This is a genomic window from Streptomyces sp. NPDC050619, from assembly GCF_040654815.1.
Classification (GTDB): domain Bacteria; phylum Actinomycetota; class Actinomycetes; order Streptomycetales; family Streptomycetaceae; genus Streptomyces.
The window spans coordinates 51,366-75,853 of sequence record NZ_JBFAIR010000014.1 but is presented as its reverse complement, the minus strand read 5'-3'; the positions used below and the strand labels follow the sequence as shown (position 1 = coordinate 75,853).

Here is a 24,488-nt window from a genome sequence, read left to right as displayed (position 1 = left end):
TCGGACATGCGGAAATGGTGATGCGGTTCGACCTCACTGGGCCTGCCCCGCACCACGCCCGGACTCGGGACCGGCGGCAGCACCGACGCCACGCCCGCCGCCGGTCCCCCGCGCCGACGGCGGCAGCTACCGCAGACTCGCCACGCGCGACCGCGTCAGCACGGTGTTCCCCGTCCGACGGCTCGGACTCGTCCCCGCCCCGGCCGGCTCTGCCCCGTCCCGGTGAATCGGCGTCCCCGAGCCGGTCAGCGGAACGCCCGTCCCGCCCCGCCGCGCCGCGACGATCTCCGCCGCGATGGACAGCGCGGTCTCCTCGGGCGTACGGGCTCCGAGGTCGAGCCCGATCGGCGATCGCAGCCGGGCCAACTCCTCGTCGGTCAGGCCGACTTCACGTAGCCGCCGGTCGCGGTCCGCGTGGGTGCGGCGCGAGCCCATCGCGCCGACGAACGCGACCGGCAGCCGCAGCGCCTGAGCCAGCAGGGGTACGTCGAACTTGGCGTCGTGGGTGAGCACGCACAAGGCCGTGCGCCCGTCGGTCTCGGTGCGCCGCAGGTAGCGGTGCGGCCAGTCGACCACGATGTCGTCGGCCTCGGGGAAACGGGCCGGGGTGGCGAAGACGGGACGGGCGTCGCACACGGTCACGTGGTAGCCGAGGAACTTGCCCGCGCGTACGAGCGCCGCGGCGAAGTCGATCGCCCCGAAGACGATCATGCGCGGCGGCGGCACGCTCGACTCGACGAGCAGCGTCACGCCGCCGGGGCAGTGCGAGCCGTCCTCCGAGAGGTCGACCGTGCCGGTGCGGCCGGCCTCCAGCAGGGCGCGGCTCTGCGCCGCCGCCGTCCGGGCCGGCCTCGGATCCGCGCCGAGGTCTCCCTCGTACGATCCGTCCGGGCGCACGAGCAGTGCTGTGCCGAGGAGTTCGGCCGGGCCCCGGACGACCCGGGCGAGGGCCACCGGCTCCTCCCGGACGGCGGCCGACAGGGCCGAGCGGAACACCGTCCGGACGGGCGCGTCCGCGCCGACCGGCGTGACCATGATGTCGATGACCCCGCCGCAGGTCAGCCCGACCGCGAAGGCGTCCTCGTCGCTGTAGCCGAAGCGTTCGAGGACACTCTTGCCGGTCTGGAGCGCCTGGGCGCACAGGTCGTACACCGCCCCCTCGACACAGCCGCCGGACACCGAGCCGATGACGGTGCCGTCGGCGTCGACGGCGAGCGCGGCCCCCGGCGGGCGGGGGGCGCTGCCGCCGACGGCCACCACGGTGGCGACGGCGAAGTCGCGGCCCTCCTCGGCCCACCGGGTCAACTCGTCGGCGATGTCAAGCATGTCGGCCTGCCCGCAGCACACGGTCGGGCCGGATCGGCAGGTCCCGGTGGCGTACGCCGGTCGCGTGCCAGACCGCGTTGGCGATGGCCGCCGCGGCGCCCACGATGCCGATCTCGCCGACGCCCTTGATCCCGACCGGGTCGTCCGGGTCGGGGTCGTCCACCCAGTCCGCCTCGATGAGGGGTACGTCGGCGTGCGTGGCGACGTGGTAGCCCGCCAGGTCGGCGCCGTAGTGGCCGCCCGTGGCCCGGTCCCGGACCGCCTCCTCGTGCAGGGCCATGGAGATGCCCCAGGTCATCCCGCCGACGAACTGGTTGCGGGCGGTGAGCGGGTTGACGATCCGGCCCGCCGCGAAGATGCCGAGCATGCGGCGTACGCGTACTTCGCCGGTGGTGACGTCGACGGCGGCCTCGGCGAACTGCGCGCCGAAGGAGTGCCGTTCCTTCTGGGCGAGGGCGCCGATGGCCTCGGTGGTGTCGGACCGTACGGTGATCCCCTCCGGCGGAATGACCGCGCCCGGCAGCAGTCGCTCCCGCAGTTCGTCCGCCGCGACCGAGACCGCCCAGGCCCAGGTGCGGGTGCCCGTCGAGCCGCCCGCGATCCCCGCCGGCCCGAAGTCGCTGTCCCCGATGCGCACATGGACGCGGTCCGGTGGCACCTGAAGGGCGTCGGCGGCGACCAGGGTGATCGCGGTGCGTGCGCCGGTGCCGATGTCCGCCGCGTTGATCCGCACGGTGAAGGTGCCGTCCGCCTGAGCCGTCACGGCCGCCGTGGACGGCATCGCGCCCGCGGGGAAGGAGGCCGCGGCCGTGCCGGTGCCGAGCAGCCAGCGTCCGTCACGGCGCAGGCCCGGACGTGGGTCACGGTCGGCCCAGCCGAACCTGCGGGCGCCCTCCTGGAAACAGGCGAGCAGGTTGCGACCGCTGAACGGCAGCCCGGACACCGGGCCCCGCTCGGGCTCGTTGCGGGCGCGCAGTTCGATCGGGTCGATGCCGCACTTCTCGGCGAGCTCGTCGAGCGCCGACTCCAGGGCGAACGACCCCGGTGCCTCGCCCGGCGCGCGCATCCAGGTCGGGGTCGGCACGTCGAGCCGTACGACCCGGTTGGCCGTGTGGTGGGCGTCGGCGTCGTACATCGTCCGGGCCGGCCCGGTGCTGGGCTCGATGTACTCGTGCACGGTCGAGGTGAGGCTCTGGGAACGGTGCTCGAGCGCGCGCAGCCGGCCGTCCGCGTCGGCGCCGAGCCTGACCCGCTGGATCGTGGGGCTGCGGTAGCCGGTCAGCGAGAACATCTGACGGCGCGTCATCACGACCCGGACGGGGCGTTGCAGGACGGTCGCGGCCATCACGGCGGCCACCTGGTGGGCCCGGACGCCCTTGCTGCCGAAGCCGCCGCCGACGTGCTCCGACCGTACCCGCACCGCGGACGGGTCGAGCGAGAACAGGTTGGCGAGTTCGCTCGCGACCCAGGTGGTGCCCTGGTTGGAGTCGACGACCTCGAGTCGGCCGCCGTCCCACAGGGCCGTCGCCACGTGGGGCTCCATCGGGCTGTGGTGTTCTTCCGGGGTGGTGTACTCGGCGTCCACGACGACGTCGGACGCGGCGAGTCCGGACTCCAGGTCGCCCTTCTCCGCCACGGCCGGCATGTGGGCGTCCAGCGGGTACGCGTCCGGGTGGTCGGCGGAGAACGCCACGTCGTGCGGCTCCTCCTCGTAGTGCACCACCAGCGCTTCGGCGGCTTCCCTGGCCTGTTCGGACGTCTCGGCGACGACCAGGGCCACCGGCCAGCCCATGTGCGGGACCCGGTCGTGCTGGAAGACGGCCGCGGTCTGGTCCGGTTTGCCCAGCATGCCGACGTAGTCGGTGTCCACACGCGGGGCGTTGCCGTGGTGCAGGACGGTGACCACGCCCGGCATGGCGAGGACGGGAGCGGTCTGCACCGAACTGATCCGGCCCCGGGCGACGGTGGACACCACCAGCCAGCCGTGGGCGAGTTCGGTGAAGGGGATCTCCCCCGCGTAGCGGGCCGCTCCGGTGACCTTGTCGCGGCCCTCCACGCGGGTGTGCGCGGTGCCGACGGCGCCCTTCAGTCGCGTGGGGGAGGTGGTCATCGGGCGGCCTCCTCGGCGAGTTCGGTCAGGACGGCCACGACGAGGTTGCGCATCAGTGTCACCTTGTATCCGTTGTGGGGCAGCGGCTTCGCGGCGGCCAGTTCGGCGTCCGCGGCGGCGGCGAAGGTCTCGGCGTCGGCAGGCGCACCGGTCAGCACGCGTTCGGCCGCCCGGGCCCGCCACGGCCGGGAGGCGACCGCCCCGAAGGCCAGGCGTACGTCCTGCACGACGCCGCCTCGGACGTCGAGCGCGGCGGCGAGCGAGCCGATCGCGAACGCGTATGAGGCACGCTCACGCACCTTCCGGTAACGGGAGCGGGCGGCGACCGGAGCGGGCGGCAGGGTGACGCCGGTGATCAGCGCCCCCGGCGGCAGCGCGGTCTCCCGGTGCGGGGTGTCCCCCACGGGCAGGTAGAACTCGGCGAGCGGCAACTCGCCAGGCCCGTCGGCGGTTTCGTACGACACGACCGCGTCGAAAGCCGTCAGCGCCACGCCCATGTCAGAAGGGTGGACGGCCACGCAGTGGCCGGAGGCACCGAGGATCGCGTGGTTGTGGTGCTCGCCCTCGACGGCGGGGCAACCGCTGCCGGGGACACGCTTGTTGCAGGGCTTGGTCACATCGGCGAAGTAGCCGCAGCGGGTGCGCTGGAGCAGGTTTCCGCCGACGGTGGCCATGTTGCGCAGCTGTCCGGAGGCGCCGGCCAGCACCGCCTGCGCCAACGCCGGGTAGCGGCTTCGGACTTCGGGGTGGGCGGCGAGGTCGCTGTTGGTGACGGTCGCGCCGATGCGCAAGGCGCCCGTCCGGGTCAACTCGATCTCGTTCAGCGGGAGTTCGCGTAAGTCGACCAGTCGGGCGGGGCGCTCGACGCCGGTCTTCATCAAGTCGACGAGGTTGGTACCGCCGCCGAGGAAGCGTGCGTCGGGATCTGCGTCGAGGAGCGCGACCGCGCCGGAGACGTCGGACACGCGCTGATAGCCGAACTCCCTCATGCGGCTGCCTCCTCGGCCACCTGCGCCTCGGCCGCGCGGGCGACGGCCTCGACAATCGATACGTACGCGCCGCAGCGGCACAGGTTGCCGCTCATCCGCTCCCGGATCTCGTCGGCGGTCAGTGGTGGCGGTCCGGCTTCGGGCCGGACGTCGTCGGTGACGGCGCTCGGCCAGCCCGCGGCGTGTTCCTCGATCACCGCGACGGCCGAACAGATCTGGCCCGGCGTGCAGTAGCCGCACTGGTAGCCGTCCAGATCCAGGAAGGCCTGCTGCACCGGATGCAGTCGCTCCCCTTCGGCGACGCCCTCGATGGTGGTGATCTCACGCCCCTGGGCCGCCACGGCGAGTTGCAGACAGGACACGCTCCGGCGACCGTCGAGCAGCACGGTGCAGGCACCGCACTGCCCCTGGTCGCAGCCCTTTTTGGTCCCGGTCAGATCGAGGCGCTCGCGCAGGGCGTCGAGCAGGGTGGTGCGGTGGTCGACGGAGAGCGTGCGTTTCTCGCCGTTGATGTTCAAGGTGATGGTGCTGGACGTCGACGATGGGGCGGGAGCCATGATCAGCCTTCTTTCGAACGTTACTGGGGACGTGGCGTCGTCGGGTCGCTAGAGTGGACTCAAACGGACATCTGTCCGCTTCTCGAAACGTAGTGGACAGCTGTCTGGTTGAGCAAGGACGGGTTTCGGCCGCGAGCCCGCGAGGAGGACGAGTGCAGCAGAAGAAGGACGCGCACCTGCGCTCGGACGCACAACGCAATCGCGAACGCATCCTGGAAGTGGCCCTCGTGGAGCTGACACGCTCCGCGGACACCCCGCTGAGCGCGATCGCAAAGAAGGCCCGCGTCGGGCCGGGCACGTTCTACCGCAACTTCCCCAACCGCGAGGCGCTCGTCCTGGAGGTCTACCGCTACGAGATGCAGCAGGTCGCCGACTTTGCGGCCGTGCTGCTCAAGAACCGGGAACCGGACCAGGCGCTGCGCGAGTGGATGGACCGCCTCGCACAGTTCGCCATGGCGAAGGCCGGCCTGGCCGAAGCGATCCGGTCAGGCCCTGAGCGCACCGGGAAACCTGGCGAAACCAGGTCATGCCCCGGTGAGCGACGCGGCCGAACTCCTGCTCCGCGCGGGCGAGGAGGCCGGCACCATCCGCCCGGGGGTGACCGCGGACGACTTCATGCTCGCCATCGGCGGTCTCTGGCAGATCGACCCCGGCGGCGACTGGCAACCGCGCGCCACCCGGCTCCTGGACCTCATCATGGACGGGCTGCGGGCGGGAGCACTCAAGCGGTAGGCGTCAGACCGGCCCCGGGCCGCCCCCGCCCTGAAGGCGTTCCAGGTCGGAGGGTCGGACCTGGATCGCCACGACGGCGATCACCGCGGCGACCACGGTGAAGATCGCCGCCACGACGAAGGCGGCCGAGACCCCGGCGGTCAGGACCTCGTCGGACCAGGGCGGCGGAAGCTGCCCCGTGCGTTCGAAGCGCAGGCGCTCGGCCGGGGTCGCCTGGGCCAGGAAGCGCGGGATCTGTTTCTCCGCCTCGTTGGTGCTGGCCGTACCGAACACCGTGACCAGGATGGACAGTCCGAGCGAGCCGCCCACCTGCTGGGTGGCGTTGAGAAGCCCGGAGGCCGCGCCGGTCTCCTGGACGGAGACGTTGGAGAGCGCCATCAAGGTGAGCGAGACGAACTCCATGCCCATGCCCAGGCTGAAGACGAGGATCGGGCCGAGCACACTGCCCGCGTAGGTGGAGTGGACGTCGGTCAGCGTCAGCCAGGCCAGGCCCGCCGCCGCCAGGATCGCCCCCACCACCATGAAGGGCTTGGGGCCGTACTTCGGCAGGAACCGTGAGGCCAGCCCGGCGCCGATCGCGATGACCGCGCTGACCGGCAGGAAGGCGAAGCCGGTGGCCAGCGGGCTGAAGTCCAGCACGTTCTGCACGAAGAGCGTGAGGAAGAAGAACATCCCGAAGATCGCGGCGGCGAGGCACAGCATGATGCCGTACGTGCCCGCGCGGTTGCGGTCGGCGAACATGTGCAGCGGCGTGATCGGCTGCCGGGAGCGCCGCTCGATCAGGACGAACACCACGAGGACGACGACGGCCGTGGCGAACGAGGCCAGCGTGAGCGCGTCCCGCCAGCCCTCCTGCGCGGCCCTGATGAACCCGTACACCAGCAGGACCATGCCGACGGTCGAGGTCAGCGCGCCCATGACGTCGAAGTGGCCCGGGTGCCGTTCGGACTCCTTGATCCAGCGGGGCGTGGCGAGGGCGATGAGCAGCCCGATCGGGACGTTGACGAAGAGCACCCACCGCCAGTTCAGCCACTCCACGAGCATCCCGCCCGCGAGCAGCCCGATCGCGCCGCCGCCCGCCGAGACCGCGGCGAAGACCCCGAAAGCCCGGTTGCGTTCCGGGCCTTCGCGGAAGGTCGTACTGACCAGGGAGAGGGCGGTCGGGGACGCGATGGCACCGCCGACGCCCTGGAGGGCGCGTGCTGCGAGGAGTTGAGCCTCGTTCTGCGCCAGCCCGCCGAGCAGCGAGGCGACCACGAAGAGCAGCACGCCGAACACGAACACGCGCCGCCTGCCGAGGATGTCACCGGTCCGGCCGCCGAGCAGGAGCAGACCGCCGAAGGTGAGGGTGTACGCGTTGACCACCCAGGCCAGGCTGGTGGTGGAGAAGTCGAGCGAGCGCTGGATGTCCGGCAGCGCGATGTTCACGATGGTGATGTCCAGCACCACCATCAGCTGGCACGAGGCGATGACCAGCAGGGCCATCGCGTTCCCGCCACCGCCGGGTTCCTGGGTGGTGGTCCGGTCTGCGGAAGTCGGCTTCGGGCTGCTGCTCATGGTGTGTCGCACTCTCGGGGGTCGCACCCGCACGAGGGGTCAGTGAACGTTCCGTCCACTGCTGTCCACCGTTCGACGGTACGCCCGTGCCACAGCCCGCACCACTCGAACACGAGTACCTGGCAGACAGAGCCGAGGGACGCTATGATCCCCGCGATGATGACTCTTTGTGTTGGCAGATTGGGGGTCCCGTCCGCGCAAGGTGAGTGCTGATGCTCACTCAGACCGCGAATGGGAATTCCCGCCCTTCCCGCCTTTCCTGTCTTTCCTTCTGGCCGCGCGTGCGTGAGTTCGCCGTGCCGCCCTCCATGATCGAGACTGCGACCGCCCGTCGCCTTGCCGGTGACTGGGCAGGAGCGTGCGCCGCCACAGGCATCGATGTCGATCTCGATCTGCGTTCCCTTGCCCGTACCCATGGCCAAGAACTCGCGGCCCAAGTCCGCGCCGATCTCCGCCATCTGGCTCCTGACCTGCTGCGCTGGCACCTGCCGAGGATCGCGCCTGACGGGCTGCTGCGCCCGGGGCTGACCATCGGTCTCGCGCGGTACGACACCGCGGGGCGTGACGGCGTATGCCCGGTGCACCTCGTGGTCCGGACTCCGCCGGCCTGGGCGGATGCCGGCCAGCGGATCAGTCTCGCGCTGTGGGACGGATCCCGCTCCGAGGCCGCCGCCTCTCGCCGTCATCCGCACCCCCGTCCCAGCCGACGGTTCCGCCTCGACCTGCACCGCCACCTGTGGGACGCGCGCAGGACCGATGAGCTGCGGGTGCGGTCCGGGGCCGATCCGCTGCCCGGCGACGGCCGTCCCGCGGTGGACCCGGAACTGGCGGGGATGGTGCCGCCGGGACGCCGCTGCGCCGTCGACCGGTGGCCGGCCGAGGCGGGGATGCTGCTCCACGCCGAGGGACGACCGGCCGGCGGCGTCGTCGTGCGGCTCGGGGCCCGGCACCGGCTGGTCCTGGACCTGGTCGCGGACCGGGGCGGCGGGCCACCCGCGCTACGGCTCGCGGCGGCGCGCACGGATGCCGGCGCCTCCGCGCTCCCGGTCCTGCCCGACGCGGCGACCTGGGTGCTGCCCGACCTGGAACTGATCCGCACCGGTGCGATCGAGGTCGATCGACTGCACCCGCTGGTCGCCTCGGCACTGGTACCGGATCATGCGCCGGCCGGTCCGTCGCGGGCCCCGGACCGGGCAGGACAGCCGCGTCTCGTCGAGTGCCGGGGAGCTCGGCACCGGATCGGCCTGGTCAACGGGGTGTTGACCGCGCTGGATCATGACCCGGCCGAGATCCGGCGGGAGGAGCTGCTGGCCGCGCTGACCGGTACGCCGCTGCCCTGCCTGCGGCTGATCGACGAGGCGCACCGTCGTCCGGAGTGCCTCGACGACGTCCGCCACCGCCTGGACCATGGCGACATCGCCGGTGCGCTGGCCGTCGTCGAGGGCCTGCTGGGTCCCGACGCACTGCTGCGCAGCGGCGCGCTGCGGGACGAACTGGAGGCGGCGGCGCGGCGGCGGATCACCTACGGACTGTTCCGGGCAGGCCTGGTCGGTCCCGGTCCCGGCCATATCGGCCTCCACCGGGAGCGTCGCCGTTCCCGTGCCGACCGCCCACGCCCGCGCCACGCGACCTCCCGCTGACGCGGGGACCCTCGTCCCCATTCCTCTCACCACGAACCCAAAGGTGATCACACATGCCCACACGCACGCCGTTCGCTGCCACCGACTCTCCCTCCGACTTCCTTTCCGGCCCGGCCCACACCTCCCAACTCGACGTCGCCGGGGAGCTGTTGACGCTCCTGCGCGACGCCACCACCGAACCGCGCCCCGACACACAGCTGGAGGCACTGACCCTGGCCGTGGCCGCCGACCTGCCCGTCCTCCTGTGGGGTGAGCCGGGGATCGGCAAGACCGCGGCCCTGACCCAGCTGGCCACCGCCCTTGACCTTCCGCTGACCACAGTGATCGCCAGTGTGCACGAGCCGTCCGACTTCTCGGGGCTGCCCATCGTCGGGGACGACCCCGCGGAGCAGGGCGTTCCGATGGCCCCGCCGGACTGGGCGGTGCGCCTGGTACGGGCCGGCCGAGGGCTGCTGTTCCTGGATGAACTGTCCACCGCGCCCCCGGCCGTTCAGGCCGCGCTGCTCCGACTCGTGCTGGAGCGGCGGATCGGCTCCCTGCAACTGCCGCCCGGTGTCCGGATCGTGGCCGCCGCCAATCCGCGGGGCTCGGCGGCCGACGGCTGGGAGCTGAGCCCGCCTCTGGCCAACCGGTTCGTTCACCTTCAATGGACCCACGATCACGAGGTCGTGGTACGCGGCCTCGGCGGGACGTGGCCCCGGGCGACCCTGCCACGGCTCGACCCGGAGAACCTTCCTCAGGCCGTGGACTTCGCGCGCCGCGCGGTGTGCGGGCTGCTCGCCGCCCGGCCCAAACTCGTACACCAGCTGCCCAGCAATGAGACGCGCCGGGGCGGCCCCTGGCCGTCGCCCCGGAGCTGGGAGATGACCCTGGGCCTGATCGCCTTCGCGACCGCGGCCGGCTCCTCCCGGGACGTACTGTCGCTCCTGGTCAGGGGCACGGTGGGCGACGGTCCGGGGCTGGAGCTGCTGGCGAGCGTGGACCGGATGGACCTCCCGGACCCCGAAGTGCTGCTCGCCGACCCGGCGGGTGCCGTCCTGCCCGAGCGGGGGGACCTGCGCCAGGCCGTGCTCGACGGTGTGGTGGCGGCGGTCCGCCGGCGCCCGGAGAAGTCCCGCTGGGACGCGGCGTGGGCGCTCCTGGTCCGGGCGGTGGAGACCGGGGCCCCGGACCTGGTCGTCGTCCCCGCGACCACCCTCGCCACCCTGCGCCAGGAGGACTGGGACGTACCGGCGTCGATCGAGCGGCTCGCCGGAGTGGTGTCCCTGTCCGGGCGAGCGGACCGCGCGGCGGCCCGGGCCGCGGTCGCCACGAAGGCGGGCCGATGACAGGCCGGACTTCGGCCCCGGACGCACCCGGGACACCGGACCTCCCGGGGACGCTTGACCTCCCGGGGGCACTGGACCTCGACAAGCTCTTCGCCGCCCGGCTCCAGGCCGCGCGGGTCCGCCCCTACCTGGCGACGGCGCTGTTCGCCCTGCACACCGTGGAGTCGCGGCGGGTGCCGACGATGGCCGTCGACCGGTACTGGCGGTGCTACGTCTCGCCGGTGTTCGTGGACCGGACGCCGGTGGAGGAACTGGCCGGGGTTTGGGTGCACGAGGTGTCGCACCTGCTGCGCGACCACCACGGGCGCAGCGACCGGGTCGCCCGGGAGCGCGGGCTGACCGGCCCGGGCGAACGGCTGCGGATGAACATCGCCGCCGACTGCGAGATCAACGACGACGCGTTCGGTGACGGGCTGCTCCGGCCCGCAGGCGCCGTCGAGCCGGCGTCCCTGGCGCTGCCCGTCGGGCAGCTCATGGAGGACTACCTGCGCCAGTTCCGGCTCGGGCGGCATACGCAGGACCTCTCCTGGCTGGACTGCGGCAGTGGCGCCGACGGACTGGAACGGGAGTGGGAGCTGGGTCCGGACGGTGCGCACGGACTGAGCGAGCAGGAACGGGACGCGGTCCGGTTCCGGGTGGCGCAGGGCATCACCGGCCGTCCGGGGAGCGCCTCGCAGGGCTGGCAGCGGTGGGCGGAGGAGGCCTTCCATCCGCCGCAGCCCTGGCGGGAGTTGCTGGGAGCGGCCGTCCGCTCTGCGGCCTCCGGACCGGGCGCGGGCGAGGACTACACCTACGGCCGGCCGTCGCGGCGCTCGGCCGGGATGCCCGGCGTCGTACTGCCGAGCCTGCGGCGCAGGCCGCCTCGGGTCTCCGTGGTCATCGACACCTCCGGGTCGGTCAGCGATGCCGAACTGGGCAGCGCGATCCTCGAGGTGGCCGCGATCTCCCGGGCCGTGGGCGGCCGTCGCGACCTGATCACCGTGCTGCCGTGCGACGCGGCGGCACGGGTCGTGCACCCGCTGTGCCGTGGTGAGGGAATACCGCTGACGGGCGGCGGGGGTACGGATCTGCGCACGGGCTTCGCCAAGGCGCTGCGAGCGCGGCCCGGCCCCGATGTCATCGTGGTCCTGACCGACGGCCAGACGCCGTGGCCGGACACCCCACCACCGTGCCGGACGGTGGTGGGTCTGTTCCCTCGGCAGGGGGCGTCCTCGTCGTGGGACGAGGGTGATCCCGAATACGTGCCGGACTCACCGCCCGCGTGGGCGCGCGTGGTGGACATCGGGTAGCCGCCCGCTGCCGGTGAACCCGGTGCGTACGTCCTCACTCGACGCGAGTGAGGCGGATCCCGATGCTCTCCGGGTAGCGCATCTCCAGTTCGTTCTTCGACTTCCAGGTGATCGTCTCGGGGACGCCGTGCGGGCAGCTGATGTTCCGCGGCGTCGAGGCGTCGAGTTCCAGTGGGCTCATGGTGAGCATGTTCTTGGTGGCCGACACCAGTTCCGAGCTTCCGTTGCAGCGCCAGTCGATCGACCACCCGGTGTACTTGCCGACCCTCGTACCCACCGCCCCCTGCTTGATCGCCACCGTGCCCTGCACCTCTGACTGCCAGGTACCGAGGAATTTGGCGGGGATCGGCCGGCTGCCGGTCCTCGCCACGGGTTTCAGGTCGGCAGTCATGTCCCCCATCTCCCAACTGAGCTCGCCCGACGACGACTTGAGGCCGCTCGACCGGGTCAGGTCGCACGCGCCCTTGGCGGCCGTCGCGGGGACGGCCTTGACCACCTTGAAGGAGGCGAGCGTCATCGTCTTCCCCTTCTTCGACCCGAGTGTCGACTCGACTTTGCAGTACGTGTATTTGCCGAGGTACAGAAAGTCGGCCGCCTTCTCGCCCGGCTCGGCGCTTCCGTCGACATCGATCCGCAGATACTCCTGCTCGTCCGCGATGGAACTGTCCGTGCGCTGCACGAGCCCCGCCCAGGCACCGTCGAACCTGCCTGCCTCGTCGGCTCCGGACTCGCTGCTCGAAGGGGAGCCCGCGCCCGCCCGTTGGACGCCGTCCGACTTGTGGTCGGGGAGTTGGGTGACCACGACAACGGCGGCCCCCGTGACGGCGACGGCGGTCGCCGCCGCGATCCACACGACGCGGGAGCGGGAGCGGCGGGGGCGGGGGCTGGGGCTGGGGTGCCGAGTCGGGCCCTGGCCCGCTCCGTGGGTCGCGCTCGGCGGCTGCGGCGGTGCGATATGTACGGCCGCCGGGGGGTGGGGCGTGTGCGCGAGGGCGTCCTGGCGGCGAGGCGAGTGCGCGGGGGCGTCCGGGGGACGGAGCGTGTACTCGGGCCCGTCCGGGAGGCGAGGCGAGTGCGCAGGAGCGTCCGGAGGACGGACCGTATACGCAGACCCGTCCGGAAGGCCAGGCGAATGTGCAGGAGCGTCCGGAGGACGAAGCGTGTACGCAGGCCCGTCCGGAAGGCCGGGCGAGTGCGCGGGAGCGTCCGCGTCGAGGAGCCTGGCCGCGTGGCGACCGAGCTCGGCTAGCAGTGGGCCGGGCAGCCAGGGGTGCCCGTTCCCGAGGTCCGCATCGGTGGTCCACGCCAACAGGTGCTCCACCGTGGGCCGGCCGGTCGGCGCCTTCGCCAGGCAGGCCCGTACGAGATCGAGCATCCCGGGCGGGACGCCGTCGAGGTCCGGCTCCTCCTCGGCGATCCGGAACATGACGGCGTGCACGCCGCTGTCCGCCGTGCCGAACGGCATCCGCCCGGTCGCGGCGAACGCGAGGACGGAACCGAGGCAGAACACGTCGGAGGCCGGGGTGAGCCGCTGCCCGCGCACCTGCTCGGGCGACATGAATCCCGGTGAGCCGATGACGGCTCCGGTGTGGGTCCTGACCCCGTCGGCCACGGTGTCCAGCGCCCTGGCGATACCGAAGTCGATGACGGCCGGCCCGTCGATGGTGAGCAGGACGTTCGAGGGTTTCAGGTCGCGGTGGACGAGTGCGGCGCCGTGAATGGCCCGCAGGGCGTGGGCGAGGCCGTTCGCCAGGGCCCGCACCGAGTGCTCGGGCAGGGGACCGTGCTGTTTGGACACCACGCTATGCAGATCCGGACCCGGTACGTAGCCGGTGGCGACCCAGGGAGTGACCGCGTCGGTGTCGGCGTCCAGGACGGGCGCCGTCCATCTCCCGCCGACGCGCCGGGCGGCCGCCACCTCCAGCGCGAATCTTCGCCGGAATTCCGGATGTTGGGCGAACTCGGCCTGAACCACCTTCACGGCGACCGTACGCCCGCCCTCGGAGCGCGCGAGATACACGCGGCCCATGCCACCCGCACCAAGACGTGCGAGCAGGCGGTAAGGGCCTATGCGGGGCGGATCTTCAGTTGTCAACGCGTCCACGCGATCAACCCTAGACCAGGCGGAGCGGATGGCACCGTCGAGTTCCAGGTCCGGGCGAGCGGTCTCCGGACGACGACGTCCGCCGGAAACTGTCCGACATACTGCGATATACAACACTCTGACTGCCCCGAATCGCCCGATCGGGCAGGCCGCCGAGGCCGGTATCACTGATCGATCATGGCAAGTGGCAGCAGCGAGCCCCTCGCGCCGGTCCGGCTGGCGCATACTGGTGACAATGAGAAAGTCACCCATGCCCAAGCGTCATCTGCCGACCAGCCCCTTCAAGGCCCCGGCCGCGCCAACTCCCAAGCACTTCGAGGTAGGAAGCCGAGTCACACACGATGTGTATGGCCTCGGCCGAGTGATCGGCGTCGAGGAGGGAATCGCGGTTCTTGTCGATTTCGGTTCGCTGCAGACACGGATCATGAGTCCGTACACCAAGTTGACCAATCTTTGAGACCTGCTGCGTCCGCGCTGGTCGCGGCGCAGCAGGCGGTCACGGTCGCCCGCTCCTCCGTCCGGGAGCCGGCCTGTCCACACACCGCTCTGCTCTGGCATGCCCGCAACGAAGGTGAGACGTCTCATCGACACGAGCCCGCTGTTCTCCGACCCGGAGCCGGCCCCTCTCCAGGCCACGACGGAATCGCCGACTCCGAACAGGAATCCCTTCCAGGTCACGGACGTGAAGGAGGAGACCTCCCCAGCGCCCACCAGCGCGGCCACGGTCCCCGGCACCCGGAAGTAACCGCGCGTGCCCCGACTCTTCCGCCGAGGACATAGGACCGAGGACCGGGGCACGAGCCACAGGCAGGCTGACGGGGAACAGTTGTTCACCTGACCGGAACCAGCCATCGGATCCCTGTACATAGGCTCCGGATCCCTGCTGGACTCTCGCAGCCGAAGATCGCCGGAACTGATCATGCCGATGCGCCCTGCTCGACACCGGCTTCGACACGGCGCTGATCCGAGACCCCGCCCTGCGCCGTCGCTTCTACGGCTCTCCGGCCTATCGGCCCATCCTGCCGGGCCCCGGCGAGCCGCTGGAGGAAGCCCTTGACGCCGCCGGTGTCCCGCTGGACGCCGGGCAGCCCGAGGTGGAGCGCCACTCGATCTTCCGGGTCGACTTCGACGACCCCCGCATCGACTGGCGCCAGGCCGACGGGGACGTGGAGATCGCTCACCGACGGGGTGAAGGACATGATCCGGCGGTGTCTGATCCGGCTGTCGCGGCGGGCGCCACAGCCTCCGCGCCCGCCGGTTCGCCCGCCGTGACCGCCGTGCCTCCCGCGCCCCGCCTCCCTCGGCCGGGCGGACCGTTCTCGCCGCACCGCGCCGGCGCCGCATCGCGCGGTCCTGGCCGTCGTGCTGGCGTGGCTCCTCCTCATCGCCGTGACCCTCGTCACGGCCGTCGGCCCGTTCCTGATCCTGGCCGACCCGCTGCGTCAGACCTCGTCGACGCCGGCGCCCCTCGGCTCCGCGGGCCATCCGCTCGGCACGGACGACCTGGGCCGCGACGAGCCGGCCCGGCTCGTGTACGGCGCCCGCCCGCTGCTGCTCGTGGCGTTCGCGGCGACCGCGCCGGCCGCTGTGGCAGGGACCGCGATCGGACTCGTGGCCGGTTACGCGGGCGGATTCGTCGAGCAGATCCTGATGCGCCTGGTGGATCTCGCCGTCGCGTTCCCGTCCATCCTGCTCGTGATTCTGCCGGTGGCGGCGGCCGGGCCGGGCACGGTCAGTCTGGTCTTCGACATCGGCGTCTCGTTGGCGCCCGGTCTGGCCCGGCTGGCTCGCGCGCTGACGACACGCGAGGCGGCCCGCGACTACGTCGTCGCCTGCTGGCTTTGCGGCACCAGCACCCCGCGCATCCTCGCGCGGGAGCTGCTGCCCGGAGATACAGCCGCCGCAGGCCGACTGAGGCTACATGGTCCAGGCGGCACAGGAGTTCCTCTTCTCCGCGCCCCGGCTGGTCGTCCTGCCCGCGATGCTCACTGTGCTGTTCGTCGTCGCCCGCAACTTCGTCGGCGACGACCCGCGCGACGCACTCGATCACTGGGGGCGGCATGAGTAGCCACGGGCAGCGCCCTGCCGGTCTCCCGGACCACCGTGACACGGTGATCGACCCGTCCGAACGTCCCACCGCCACCACGATGATGATCTGCGTCAGCCGGTCGGCGGAACGTCACGTGGTCCGGCGGAATCGGCTGAACGCACGTCTGCCGGTGGCGGCTCGCCTCGATGAAGCGGTCGCCGTTCCCGGGCTGAGGTCGTGGCCCGCGGCGGCCAGGTCCTTCTCGATGGTCTCCGCTTCCCCGGCGGAGCGATGGCGTTTCACGGCGGCGAGGAGTTCTCCGGCCGTCTCGAGTCTGCCCGCCTCGCACAGCTGCGTCAGGGTGTGGCCGAGGACCGGGAGGTCGCGGTCCATGACGACTTGCCTCAGGAGGAGCTTCTTCCACCGACGTAGCGACTCTTCGTTCAGCAGCGCCATCGTTTGCCCGAGCCGACCGTCGGGGCATCGCTCGACGTAGGCCGTGATGATCTGCCGGGCGTCGTCCAGCAGACCGGCCCCCGCCAGTTCGGCCGCGTGCCGGGGCAGTCGGGAGTAGTTCTGGGGAAGCGCGATGGAGAGACGGAGCAGTCGTTCCGCCGAGGCGGCCCCTCCCCACTCGCGCAGTTCGATCAGCAGGCCGGTCGGGAACACCGGGTTGTCGGCGGCGACGGTGAGGAGAAGGTCGACGTCGTCGTAGGCCCGCGCCCTGTCCAGGGCCAGTACGAAGGTGGCCACCTCGGACAGGGCGCAGTAGCGCAGCACGGTCTGCATGACGCCCCGCACCCGATCTTCCAGACCCGCCTCACGCAGGGCCTTCAGCAGCCGCACCTGGTCGTCCCTCGTGCGGTCTCTGAAGAACGCGCTCACCAGGTGTTCGCGGGGGTTGTCCGCGGCCCCGACGGCCTCCACCAGGGTGGGAATCAGTTCCTCCGTCGGACAGAGTTTCATCGCCCAGGTCAGTTCGTCGGCGTACGCGCGAGCGTCGGCGGCCAGGATGAGTCGCGGCAGCCGGTGCAGCACCGCCGTCAACGCCTCCTGTGCCGCGGCATCCCACCCCATCGCCTTTCGCGCAGCCAGAAGCGTCCGCCTCCCGCCCGTTCGAGCGAGCTCTTCCAGCAGGCCCTGGGCGTCCGGGTCCCACTCCACCTGCTGCGCCGCGACCAGTGTCCTTCCCAGTTCCTCGGCCGGCCGAGCGACGGCAGCGGCCAGCACCTGTGAGGCGGGCCGGTGCAGTCCGGCCTGCCTCAGCCGGCGTGCCCACGCGATGGAACAGGTCGGCACGAAGTCCTGGAGAACGGTGAGGAATGTGTCCCACAAGCGCCTCGCCGAGCCGCCGATGTCTTCACCGTCGGTGAAGCCGACGCTCCTCAGCAGTGAGATCACGTCCTCGAACCTGCCCTGCTCGCAAGCCGCACGCACGATGCTCTCGACCCGCTGAGGCGCATGGTCCGCGTACAGGGCCTCGACCAGCTCCGCCATGACCGGGACGGGGCAGTACACGCCGATGCTCTCCAGCACCCAGTCGCGGAGCTCGGCGTCCGTGCACCCCACGAGGTCCAGCAGGTCGGTGCCGGGCCGGCTCCGGGCTGCCGAGGACATCACCCGCTCCCTCTCGTCGTACGGTGGGTCGCTCTCCTGTCCCAGGAGCACGGCGAGTTCGGCCGGATCGCGTACCGCTCCCAGGGCGTCGGCGGCCAGGTCCGCTTCTTCGTCGAGCCCTTCCTCGCGCAGGTCGTGCACCAGCCGTCGCAGGTCGTCAAAGACGCACAGCCCGGCCGAGGCGCGCAGCAACAGTCCTGCGGCGTCGTGGCGGCCGCTCTCCCGCAGGCTGCACAGCACTTTGACGACGACGGACGAGCGGCGGACCGCCATCCCCGCAACGACCCGCTGGGCCGCCCACTGGCAGCCGCTGTCGAGCAGTTCCGTCATCAGGGTGATCACGTCGTCCAACGGTCGGCTCACGGCGGCGAGTTCGGCCAGGAGGGCGGCGGCCACCAGACTGTCGGCGGTCGTCAGCTCTCGTACGAGGGTGGCGACCACGTCGATCCCACGGCGCTGGCCCACCAGGGCGAGCACGCCCTCGGCGTGGGTATCCCGTCCATAGGCGCGCAGGGCACGGACGAACAGGCTGAGATCCGCTCCGGGCCTGCTGCGGGCCACGGAGTCGCGCAGTACGACCACCGTCCCGGGCGCTTCCCCGTCGTGCAGCGCCTCGACCAGCGGGCCCAGGTCCTCGGCGGGGCGGCTGGCGCCGGCAGCAAGGAGCAGCAGTTGACCTTCGCCACCCTGGCCACCGGCATGCAGGATCAGGGCCAGCTCGGCCAGGTCCGCGACGGGGAGCCGTTCTGCCGCCTCCTGGCGCAGCCAGGTCAGCAGCGCGGTGTCCCCGCCGTCGGACAACGCCCGGACGAGCACACAAAGGTCGGCGACAGAGCGGTGCAGCAAGGCCGTTCGCAGCAGGGCGCGGCTGTCCGGAGCGTTCAGGCGACGGGCCGGCTCGGTGCCGGAGAGGGCCCGCAGCGCCGGCAGCACCTCGCCGACGGACCGGTACGGATCCGCGACGGCGGCCGACACCGCGCGGCGGAGTTCCGTTCCGGCTCCCGCGTCCCGCAGCGCCGCGAACGCCTCCGGCAGGGTGTCGTCCGGCCGCCGGTCGACCACCATCCACACCAGGTGCTCGGCCCGCGCCCCGAGCCCGTCGTCGCACAGCGCCGTGAACGCGGCGGACACCGTCTGTGCCGGTAGGCGTGCGGCGACGGTGGCCAGGACGTACGAGCACTCGGCATGGTGGCCGGTGCTGGCCAACTCCCCTAGTAGTTGCGGCAGTTCGGAAGTCGGACGGCGCCGTGTCCACAGCGCGAGGAGCGTTCTGGCCTGCCGGTCGAGCCACCGTGTGCACAGCGCACGTACCAGCTGGACGTTCTCCGTGCGTCCTCGTACCCGCACCATGCTGTCCATGAGGAGCAGTTGAGGGGGAACACCCTCCGGTCCCTCCTCGGCCCACTGGCACAGGAGATCGGTCACGCGGGACACGGGCAGCCGCCCGGCCGCGGTGTTCAGGAGCAGCACCGCGGCCGCGGTGGCCCCGCACCGGATCAGCTCCCGGGTCAGCCGGGAGATCGTGTCCGTGCCGGCGCTCACCGCGCCGACCAGCAGGTCCGCGGCCTCGTCGGGCCGTCCCGCGGCGCGCAGTTCGGTCAGACACGCCGCCAGGTCCGCCGTCGGGCGGCCCGCTACGGCGTCGAGCACGCGCCCGCGGTCCGACCGGCGGCCGGTGCTCTCCAGTACGGCCAGCAGGGTGGGCAGGCCGACGGCTCGGCAGTGCCGCCCGCAGTGCGCGAGGACGTGTCCCGCGGCGCGCATCAGGCCGGCTCTGCGCAAGGCCCACACCAGTGCCGGGAGTTGATCGACAGGGCGGCCCACTGCGCCGTACAGGAGCTGGCCCGCCTCGGTCACCAGGCCGTTGTGGAGCAGGGACTCCACCAGGGACACGACGGCCGGTACCGGGTAGGTCCTCGTGACATGGCCCAGGATCTCGCCCACCTCGTCGGCGTCCAGGCCCCGCAGCACCTCGTGCGGCGGACGGCCGCGCAACGCGTCGTCCAGGAGGGCGAGTTCGAGCACCGAATCCCCCTCCTGTCGCAGCAGGCGGCGCAGTGCGCACAGAGCGGGTCCGGGCCGTCGCCGGGCGCACGCGGTCCAGATCCGCGCCCGCGCCGACTCGGGTACGACGGCGGCGAGTTGTACGACGTCCCTGGCCGGCCCGTCGGCCACGAAGTCGAGGAGTTGGTCCAGGTCGCCGCGCAGCTGGAAGCTGTAGAGGGCCCGGGCGAGCCGTACGCCGGGGTCGTCGGCGTCGGTCGCGGGGATCGTGGACATGCTGTCGGGGGCCGCCGCCGCGGGCCCGACGAGCGTGCTCACGGGCGGCATTACGGCGGTGTCCTCGCCGTCCGCCTCCGGTGCGGGGCCGACGACCGGAAAGTCGTCCGGGTCGCCCGCCGCGTTCATCAGGACGCGCAGCTGTTGCAGTTCGGTCTTGCCGTACGCCCGGTGGAGTTCCTCGACGCGGGCCTGCACCAGCTCCTTGAAACCGCTCAGGTCCAGGGCGCCGGGATGGTGCAGCAGGACGTCCCGTACGGCCCGGGAGAAGAGGCTGAAGGAGTCCCCGGGCCTGGTGCCGAAGTCGAGGCCCTCCTGGACCCGCTCGGCACGGCCCACGAAGCGGGCGACCTGGCCGGGGGAACAGGCGTAGACGTAGGCGACTTTGCGGCGCAGCACGATGCCCGCCTTGCGCCGGCTCCAGCCGGTGATGCCGTTGAGGGCCTGGGAGTCCCGTTCGATTCCCTCACGGCAGGCGTCCACGAGGATCACGATGTGGTCGGCGAGCGATCGCTCCAGGTCGCGTTTCCAGTCGATGGCGACGCAGCCCTCCTCGAAGGGCTCGATCTCCGGATGCGCGTCCTCGGGGACGAAGTAGTCCTGTCCCTCGGCGTGTACGCCGTGACCGCTCAGGCAGACCAGCAGCGCGTCGCCACGCTGCGCCTTCTTGAGGAAGCGCGCCATCTCGACGTTGACGAAGTTGGCGCCCACCTGCCGTTTCGCCTTCGGGACGGTCACCTCGACGCCGCGGCGTTCCAGTGCCTCGCCGAGGGCGGCCATGTCCGTCGGGACGAAGGGGAGGGAGGCGATGCCCGGCGCTTCGTAGTCGCTCGCCCCGATCAGGAGCGCTCGTCTGCGTCCCATCGCGCGTGGGGGCCTACTGCCTGAAGACCAGCGTGAGCGCGCGCGTGCCCTGGAGTTGGGACGTGCCGATGAGTTGGACGCCACCGCTCGCGGTCACCTGGAACTGAAGCTGCGCCTCCCTCAGCGGGAGCGTGTCGCTCTGCGCGGCCACATCCGCGAAGACCTGCTGGAGCGCCGCGACGGTCTCGGCGAGGTTCTTGCGCAGCGGCCCGAGAGGGACCTGGCGCAGCACGGCCTCGCTGTCCCGGCCGAACAGCCCCATCGTGTCCCCGTCGCCGCCGTCCTCGTCGCTCAACACCCAGAACGGCAGCGCCCGCCCGTCTGTCCGCGCATCGGCCAACTCAAACTCGGTGTCGCTCAACTCGTTCTCCACTCACGGCTGTTACAGCCTCGCGCTCGATCAGCCCACAGTAATCCGTGGACCGGGCCGACACGCCGAAGAGACGGAGAGTACCTGGCGCACTCCGAGCGCGTCCCGGTGTCACCGGCCGACGCGGATCAGGCCCGTCAGATAGCGCCACAGCGATGACCGCTGCCGGGCGGACGGGTCCGGCAGCACCGTCTCGGGCGGCTGGGACGCCGGGGCGTACGCCGGCCGTCGCTCGGGCATGGGGGCGAGCTCGTACCGCACCGGCAGCGAGCGCAGGCCCCGCATGAAGGGCGAGGAGCGCCACGGCAGTTGGTCGACGGGGAGGGCGAGATCCAGGTCGGAGAACCGCTCGAACAGGCGGCCCACACCGACCGCCGCGACCGTCGAAGCCAGCTCGCGCGCCGCCGCCGGGCACTGGCGGCGGCCCGCACCCCAGGACAGGTGCGCCCGGGTGCTGACCGTGGTGCTCGCTGCCACGTTGTCGGCGAAGAGCGGGTCGGCGTGCGCGGCGGCGGAGGAGACCCACACCGGGTCGCCGGCCCGGATCGTGTGGTTCCCGAGCGGGGTGTCCCTCGCCGCGAAGCGCGGGACGAAGTTCACCAGCGGCGGCTTGCGCATGACCACCCGGTTCATGGCCTCCCTGACCATCCCGGCGGACAGACTGGCCCGCACGCTGCCCTCGCCCGAGATGACCTCGACCACCGTGTTGGAGATGAGGATGCCGACGTGGTCGGACACCATGCCCAGCAGCATGAACAGCTCACGGGCCAGTTCGTCGAGGGAGAGTCCGGGGTGCGCGGCCAGCAGGTACGAGGGAAAGTCGTCCCCCGGCGTCTGCCGCTTCGTCGCCCCCAGTCGCGCCAGCGCCGCCAGCAGCCGCTCCAGGGCGGGCTCCGCGTCCGGTCCCGCGTCCAGCACCCGCCACATGTCCATCAGCGCGTCGTCGCCCTGCGAACCCGGGAAGCCGAGCAGGTGACTGGCCACCATCAGCGGCAGCGGCCGGGAGAACTGGGCGGACAGGTCCGCGAGGCCCGTGCCGCCGGCCTGGCCCACCAAGGTGATCAGTTCGTCGGCGTAGGCGGTGACGGCCGTCTTCAGCCTCTTCGCCTGGGGGTGGCGCGGGTCCTGGAAGGGTTTGAGCGCCGCGTCCCACGCCGTCCGCAACGGCCGGTAGCCGGGGCCGCCCTGGATCAGCACATGGTTGACCTCCAGGGAGGGCCCCAGCGGCCAGTCGGCCGGCACTCTGCCCTCCGAGCGGGCCCGCCAGTTCTCCAGCCCCTTCGGCCACCCGTCGTCGTCCTGGAGCACCTGAAGTGCCTCCCGGTAGCCCAGGACCAGCCAGGCGGGTACCCCCAGCAGGTCGACCGGCGCGACCGGGCCGTGCCGCTGCCGGAGCCGCTCGTACACGAGCGAGGGGCGCGTCTCGTAGTCCCGGGTCAGCAGCGGTTCGAGCGTCATCGCCTCCAACCGGGTGTCGTCCAGGTCCACGGATCCGCCATCGCCCCACTGGGATTCCATTGTCTTGCCGCCCCTCCGACACCCCGCACCCCGGCGTACCAGCCGGTAACTGGAAACGTGGGGACCCTACCCCAGGCCGCACCAGCGGGTGAACGACGGGGGCACAACGCACAGTTGCGGATATGACGGAGACAATCGCCGCGGCGTGCGCGCGGGCCGCGGCCCTGCCGTCTCAGGTCGCGGTGTACCCGAGTTGGCGCCGCATGTAGGGGGTCATGAGCGTCTTGGCCTTGGCCAGGGTGGTCGTGCGGCTGCCGAGTACCGCTGTCTCGCCGCCGGGCACGGGCAGCATGGTCACTCCGTCGGCCGGGCCGAACGGCACGATGAGCGGGGTGCGCTGGATCGGCCGGTAGAAGCGGGGCACCTTGCGGTGTCTGCCGGAACTCCCCAGGTGGGCGCGGATGTTGTGGGCCGCGAGGTCGGCCTGGGCGAGCGCGGCCGGGGTGATCTTGAGCTCGGTGGCGTCGTTCACGTCGCCGACCGCGAACACGTCCGGCCGACCCTCGACCCGGAGCGTACGGTCGACCTTGATGTGCCCGGCCGGGTTCAGCCAGTCGCCGTGCCCGGCCAGCCGCAGCCAGAGCGTGTTGGGGGTGGTACCCGTCGCCCAGAGGGAGAGATCGGCGCCGACGAGGTTGCCACGGGCGTCGCGATAGGTGCCGAAGTCGTTGCCGGGGGACATGAAGGAGTCGAGGCGCACCTCCACGCCGTGGGACTCCAGCCAGGCCCTGGCCTTGCGCCCGGCCCGGGCGCTGCCGGTGGAGTGGAGCAGCGCCGGCCCGGAGTGGGCGAGCGTGACCCGGGCGTCCGGCCGGGCCAGGCGGATCTCGGCACTGAGCTCGACACCGGAGGGCCCGCCGCCGACGACGAGGACGTGATCGGCGGTGGCGATGTTCCGCTGGTGTCCGGCGAAGGACTTCATCGCCTCCTCGGTGGTGGTGCCGGTGAAGCGGGCCGGTTCGGGGTAGTCGGCGCCGGTGGCGATCACCAGCACGTCGTAGCGGAGCCGGTCGCCCGACGCGAGCACCACCTGCCGCTCGGCGGTGTCGACACGGACCGCCTTGGCCGCCACCACACGGCCGTTGCGCAGCAGCCGGTCGTAGGGGATGAAGGGCGTCACCGTCCACTCGGGGCGCACGCCGGCGCGCAGGGAGGCGATGCGGTGGAAGAAGACCTCCTTGCGGTCCACCAGCGTGACCCGCGCCGTCTCGTCCAGTCGTTTCGCCAGGCGGACGCCCGCATAGCCGCCGCCGATCACCACTACGTCGCCGTGACGCACGCCGAGCCTCCTGTGCCTGTGGGGGGGGAGCGAGTGGTGCGGCGGAGGGCGGGCCACGGTCACTCGACTGCCGGTGAGCGTAACGCTTGAAATCTCAAGGTTCGACGGGCCTGTGTGGACGTTTTGTGAAACGATCGCCCAGGTGACCGAAGGCAGCGGCGCGGTCACTCCCAGACCACGACGTTGCGGCGTACCGGCACCGTCGCGGGGTCGGCGGCGAACAGTTCGGGCGAGTGCGCGCGGATGCGCTCGATGTCGCTGAAGACGGCCCGCAGGTGAGCGCGCATGGCGGTGCGGGCGAGCGGGACGTTCCCGCCGACCACCGCGTCGAAGATCTCGAGGTGCTGGGCGGCGAACACCGCCGGCGACACGTTCTCGTGCAGGCCGAGGCGCCTGGCCCGGTCCAGATGCCCCTTGGCCGCGGCGACGGTGGTCCAGACGTTGCCATGACCGCTCAGCCGCATCAGGCCTTCGTGGAACGCCTCGTCGAGTGCGAAGAACTCCTCCAGGTCGAGGTCCGCCCGCTGCTGGCGTTTCAAGTTGTCGCGCAGCTCCCCGACGACCGCGGGATCCAGCGGCGTGGACAGATCCTCCAGTGAGGCCAGTTCGACGGCCTCCCGCAGGAACTGCGCGTCGGCGACCTGTGCCGGGTCCACCCGGGACACGAACGACCCGATCTTGGGGAAGACCTGCACCAGGCCCTCCTGGGCCAGCAGGATCAGGCTCTCCCGCACCGGAGTGCGGCTGACGCCGAGGGACGCGGCGAGTTCGTTCTCCGAGAGGGCGGCGCCCGGGGCGAGTTCGAGGGTCAGGACCATCTGACGCAGTTTCAGGTAGATACCGCGCCGACTGGTCCGCCGCCCGTTCGATTGAGCCATGCGCCCATCCTACGTAGCAGC

18 protein-coding genes and 1 pseudogene are annotated in these 24,488 nt (G+C 71.9%); 7 read left to right on the top strand and 12 right to left on the bottom strand.

All coding sequences use genetic code 11. The features are described from left to right. Nucleotides 1–126 precede the first annotated feature (126 nt). The 4 genes from AB0I77_RS23395 to AB0I77_RS23380 are packed head-to-tail and all read right to left on the bottom strand — an operon-like array spanning nucleotide 127 to nucleotide 4,982. Nucleotides 127–1,326: an XdhC/CoxI family protein gene (locus tag AB0I77_RS23395; protein ID WP_363284596.1), complete on the bottom strand. Its 1,200-nt coding sequence runs from the start codon at nucleotides 1,324–1,326 to the stop codon at nucleotides 127–129. Then, entirely contained in the window at nucleotides 1,319–3,436 is a 2,118-nt protein-coding gene (locus AB0I77_RS23390; protein ID WP_363284595.1) for a xanthine dehydrogenase family protein molybdopterin-binding subunit, read from the bottom strand. Before AB0I77_RS23390 ends, AB0I77_RS23395 begins: the two co-directional genes overlap by 8 nt. Further along, nucleotides 3,433–4,425, bottom strand: coding sequence for a xanthine dehydrogenase family protein subunit M (locus tag AB0I77_RS23385; RefSeq protein ID WP_363284594.1), 993 nt, complete (start codon nucleotides 4,423–4,425; stop codon nucleotides 3,433–3,435). The genes AB0I77_RS23390 and AB0I77_RS23385 overlap by 4 nt, the downstream gene beginning before the upstream one ends. After that, on the bottom strand, nucleotides 4,422–4,982 hold the full coding sequence (locus AB0I77_RS23380; protein ID WP_363284593.1) for a 2Fe-2S iron-sulfur cluster-binding protein: 561 nt from the start codon (nucleotides 4,980–4,982) through the stop codon (nucleotides 4,422–4,424). The genes AB0I77_RS23385 and AB0I77_RS23380 overlap by 4 nt, the downstream gene beginning before the upstream one ends. Nucleotides 4,983–5,134: 152 nt before the next feature. Between AB0I77_RS23380 and AB0I77_RS23375 the strand changes: the two are divergent. After that, a pseudogene (locus tag AB0I77_RS23375) lies at nucleotides 5,135–5,714 on the top strand (TetR/AcrR family transcriptional regulator). A gap of 3 nt (nucleotides 5,715–5,717) precedes the next feature. Here AB0I77_RS23375 and AB0I77_RS23370 read toward each other — a convergent pair. Further along, on the bottom strand, nucleotides 5,718–7,271 hold the full coding sequence (locus tag AB0I77_RS23370) for an MFS transporter (RefSeq protein WP_363284592.1): 1,554 nt from the start codon (nucleotides 7,269–7,271) through the stop codon (nucleotides 5,718–5,720). Between the two features lie 212 nt (nucleotides 7,272–7,483). Here AB0I77_RS23370 and AB0I77_RS23365 point away from each other — a divergent pair, with 212 nt between their 5' ends. From AB0I77_RS23365 to AB0I77_RS23355, 3 genes are read left to right on the top strand one after another with little or no spacing between them, the layout of a single operon-like run. Next, entirely contained in the window at nucleotides 7,484–8,911 is a 1,428-nt protein-coding gene (locus AB0I77_RS23365) for a hypothetical protein (protein WP_363284591.1), read from the top strand. A 53-nt stretch (nucleotides 8,912–8,964) separates the two neighbouring features. Continuing rightward, a complete protein-coding gene (locus AB0I77_RS23360; RefSeq protein ID WP_363284590.1) occupies nucleotides 8,965–10,239 on the top strand; it encodes an AAA family ATPase in 1,275 nt (424 codons plus the stop codon). Further along, on the top strand, nucleotides 10,236–11,528 hold the full coding sequence (locus tag AB0I77_RS23355) for a VWA-like domain-containing protein (RefSeq protein ID WP_363284589.1): 1,293 nt from the start codon (nucleotides 10,236–10,238) through the stop codon (nucleotides 11,526–11,528). The genes AB0I77_RS23360 and AB0I77_RS23355 overlap by 4 nt, the downstream gene beginning before the upstream one ends. Before the next feature lie 34 nt (nucleotides 11,529–11,562). On the opposite strand, the gene AB0I77_RS23350 is transcribed toward AB0I77_RS23355, so the two are convergent. Further along, on the bottom strand, nucleotides 11,563–13,557 hold the full coding sequence (locus AB0I77_RS23350) for a protein kinase (RefSeq protein WP_363284588.1): 1,995 nt from the start codon (nucleotides 13,555–13,557) through the stop codon (nucleotides 11,563–11,565). 325 nt (nucleotides 13,558–13,882) lie between these two features. Here AB0I77_RS23350 and AB0I77_RS23345 point away from each other — a divergent pair, with 325 nt between their 5' ends. Then, nucleotides 13,883–14,089, top strand: a complete 207-nt coding sequence (locus tag AB0I77_RS23345; RefSeq protein WP_363284587.1) for a hypothetical protein — start codon at nucleotides 13,883–13,885, stop codon at nucleotides 14,087–14,089. Between the two features lie 114 nt (nucleotides 14,090–14,203). Continuing rightward, the gene (locus AB0I77_RS23340; protein WP_363284586.1) at nucleotides 14,204–14,377 is read left to right on the top strand and encodes a hypothetical protein; all 174 of its coding nucleotides are present in this window, start codon (nucleotides 14,204–14,206) and stop codon (nucleotides 14,375–14,377) included. Between the two features lie 172 nt (nucleotides 14,378–14,549). Here AB0I77_RS23340 and AB0I77_RS23335 read toward each other — a convergent pair whose 3' ends face one another. Beyond that, nucleotides 14,550–14,831, bottom strand: coding sequence for a hypothetical protein (locus tag AB0I77_RS23335; RefSeq protein WP_363284585.1), 282 nt, complete (start codon nucleotides 14,829–14,831; stop codon nucleotides 14,550–14,552). Nucleotides 14,832–14,994: 163 nt separating this feature from the next. Between AB0I77_RS23335 and AB0I77_RS23330 the strand changes: the two genes are divergently transcribed. Next, nucleotides 14,995–15,696: an ABC transporter permease subunit gene (locus tag AB0I77_RS23330; RefSeq protein WP_363284584.1), complete on the top strand. Its 702-nt coding sequence runs from the start codon at nucleotides 14,995–14,997 to the stop codon at nucleotides 15,694–15,696. 115 nt (nucleotides 15,697–15,811) lie between these two features. Here the strand turns inward: AB0I77_RS23330 and AB0I77_RS23325 are convergent, their stop codons facing one another. From AB0I77_RS23325 to AB0I77_RS23305, 5 genes are all read right to left on the bottom strand, one after another. Beyond that, nucleotides 15,812–20,422 carry a hypothetical protein gene (locus tag AB0I77_RS23325; protein WP_363284583.1) on the bottom strand — a complete coding sequence of 1,537 codons (4,611 nt, stop codon included), beginning with the start codon at nucleotides 20,420–20,422 and terminating at the stop codon, nucleotides 15,812–15,814. Nucleotides 20,423–20,435: 13 nt separating this feature from the next. Continuing rightward, nucleotides 20,436–20,783 carry a hypothetical protein gene (locus AB0I77_RS23320; RefSeq protein WP_363284582.1) on the bottom strand — a complete coding sequence of 116 codons (348 nt, stop codon included), beginning with the start codon at nucleotides 20,781–20,783 and terminating at the stop codon, nucleotides 20,436–20,438. Nucleotides 20,784–20,903: 120 nt separating this feature from the next. Next, entirely contained in the window at nucleotides 20,904–22,310 is a 1,407-nt protein-coding gene (locus AB0I77_RS23315; RefSeq protein ID WP_363284581.1) for a cytochrome, read from the bottom strand. A 172-nt stretch (nucleotides 22,311–22,482) separates the two neighbouring features. Next, nucleotides 22,483–23,589 (bottom strand): FAD-dependent oxidoreductase, encoded by a 1,107-nt coding sequence (locus tag AB0I77_RS23310; RefSeq protein WP_363284580.1) that lies wholly within the window; start codon nucleotides 23,587–23,589, stop codon nucleotides 22,483–22,485. Between the two features lie 164 nt (nucleotides 23,590–23,753). After that, nucleotides 23,754–24,467, bottom strand: a complete 714-nt coding sequence (locus tag AB0I77_RS23305) for a GntR family transcriptional regulator (protein WP_363284579.1) — start codon at nucleotides 24,465–24,467, stop codon at nucleotides 23,754–23,756. Between the last annotated feature and the right edge of the window lie 21 nt (nucleotides 24,468–24,488).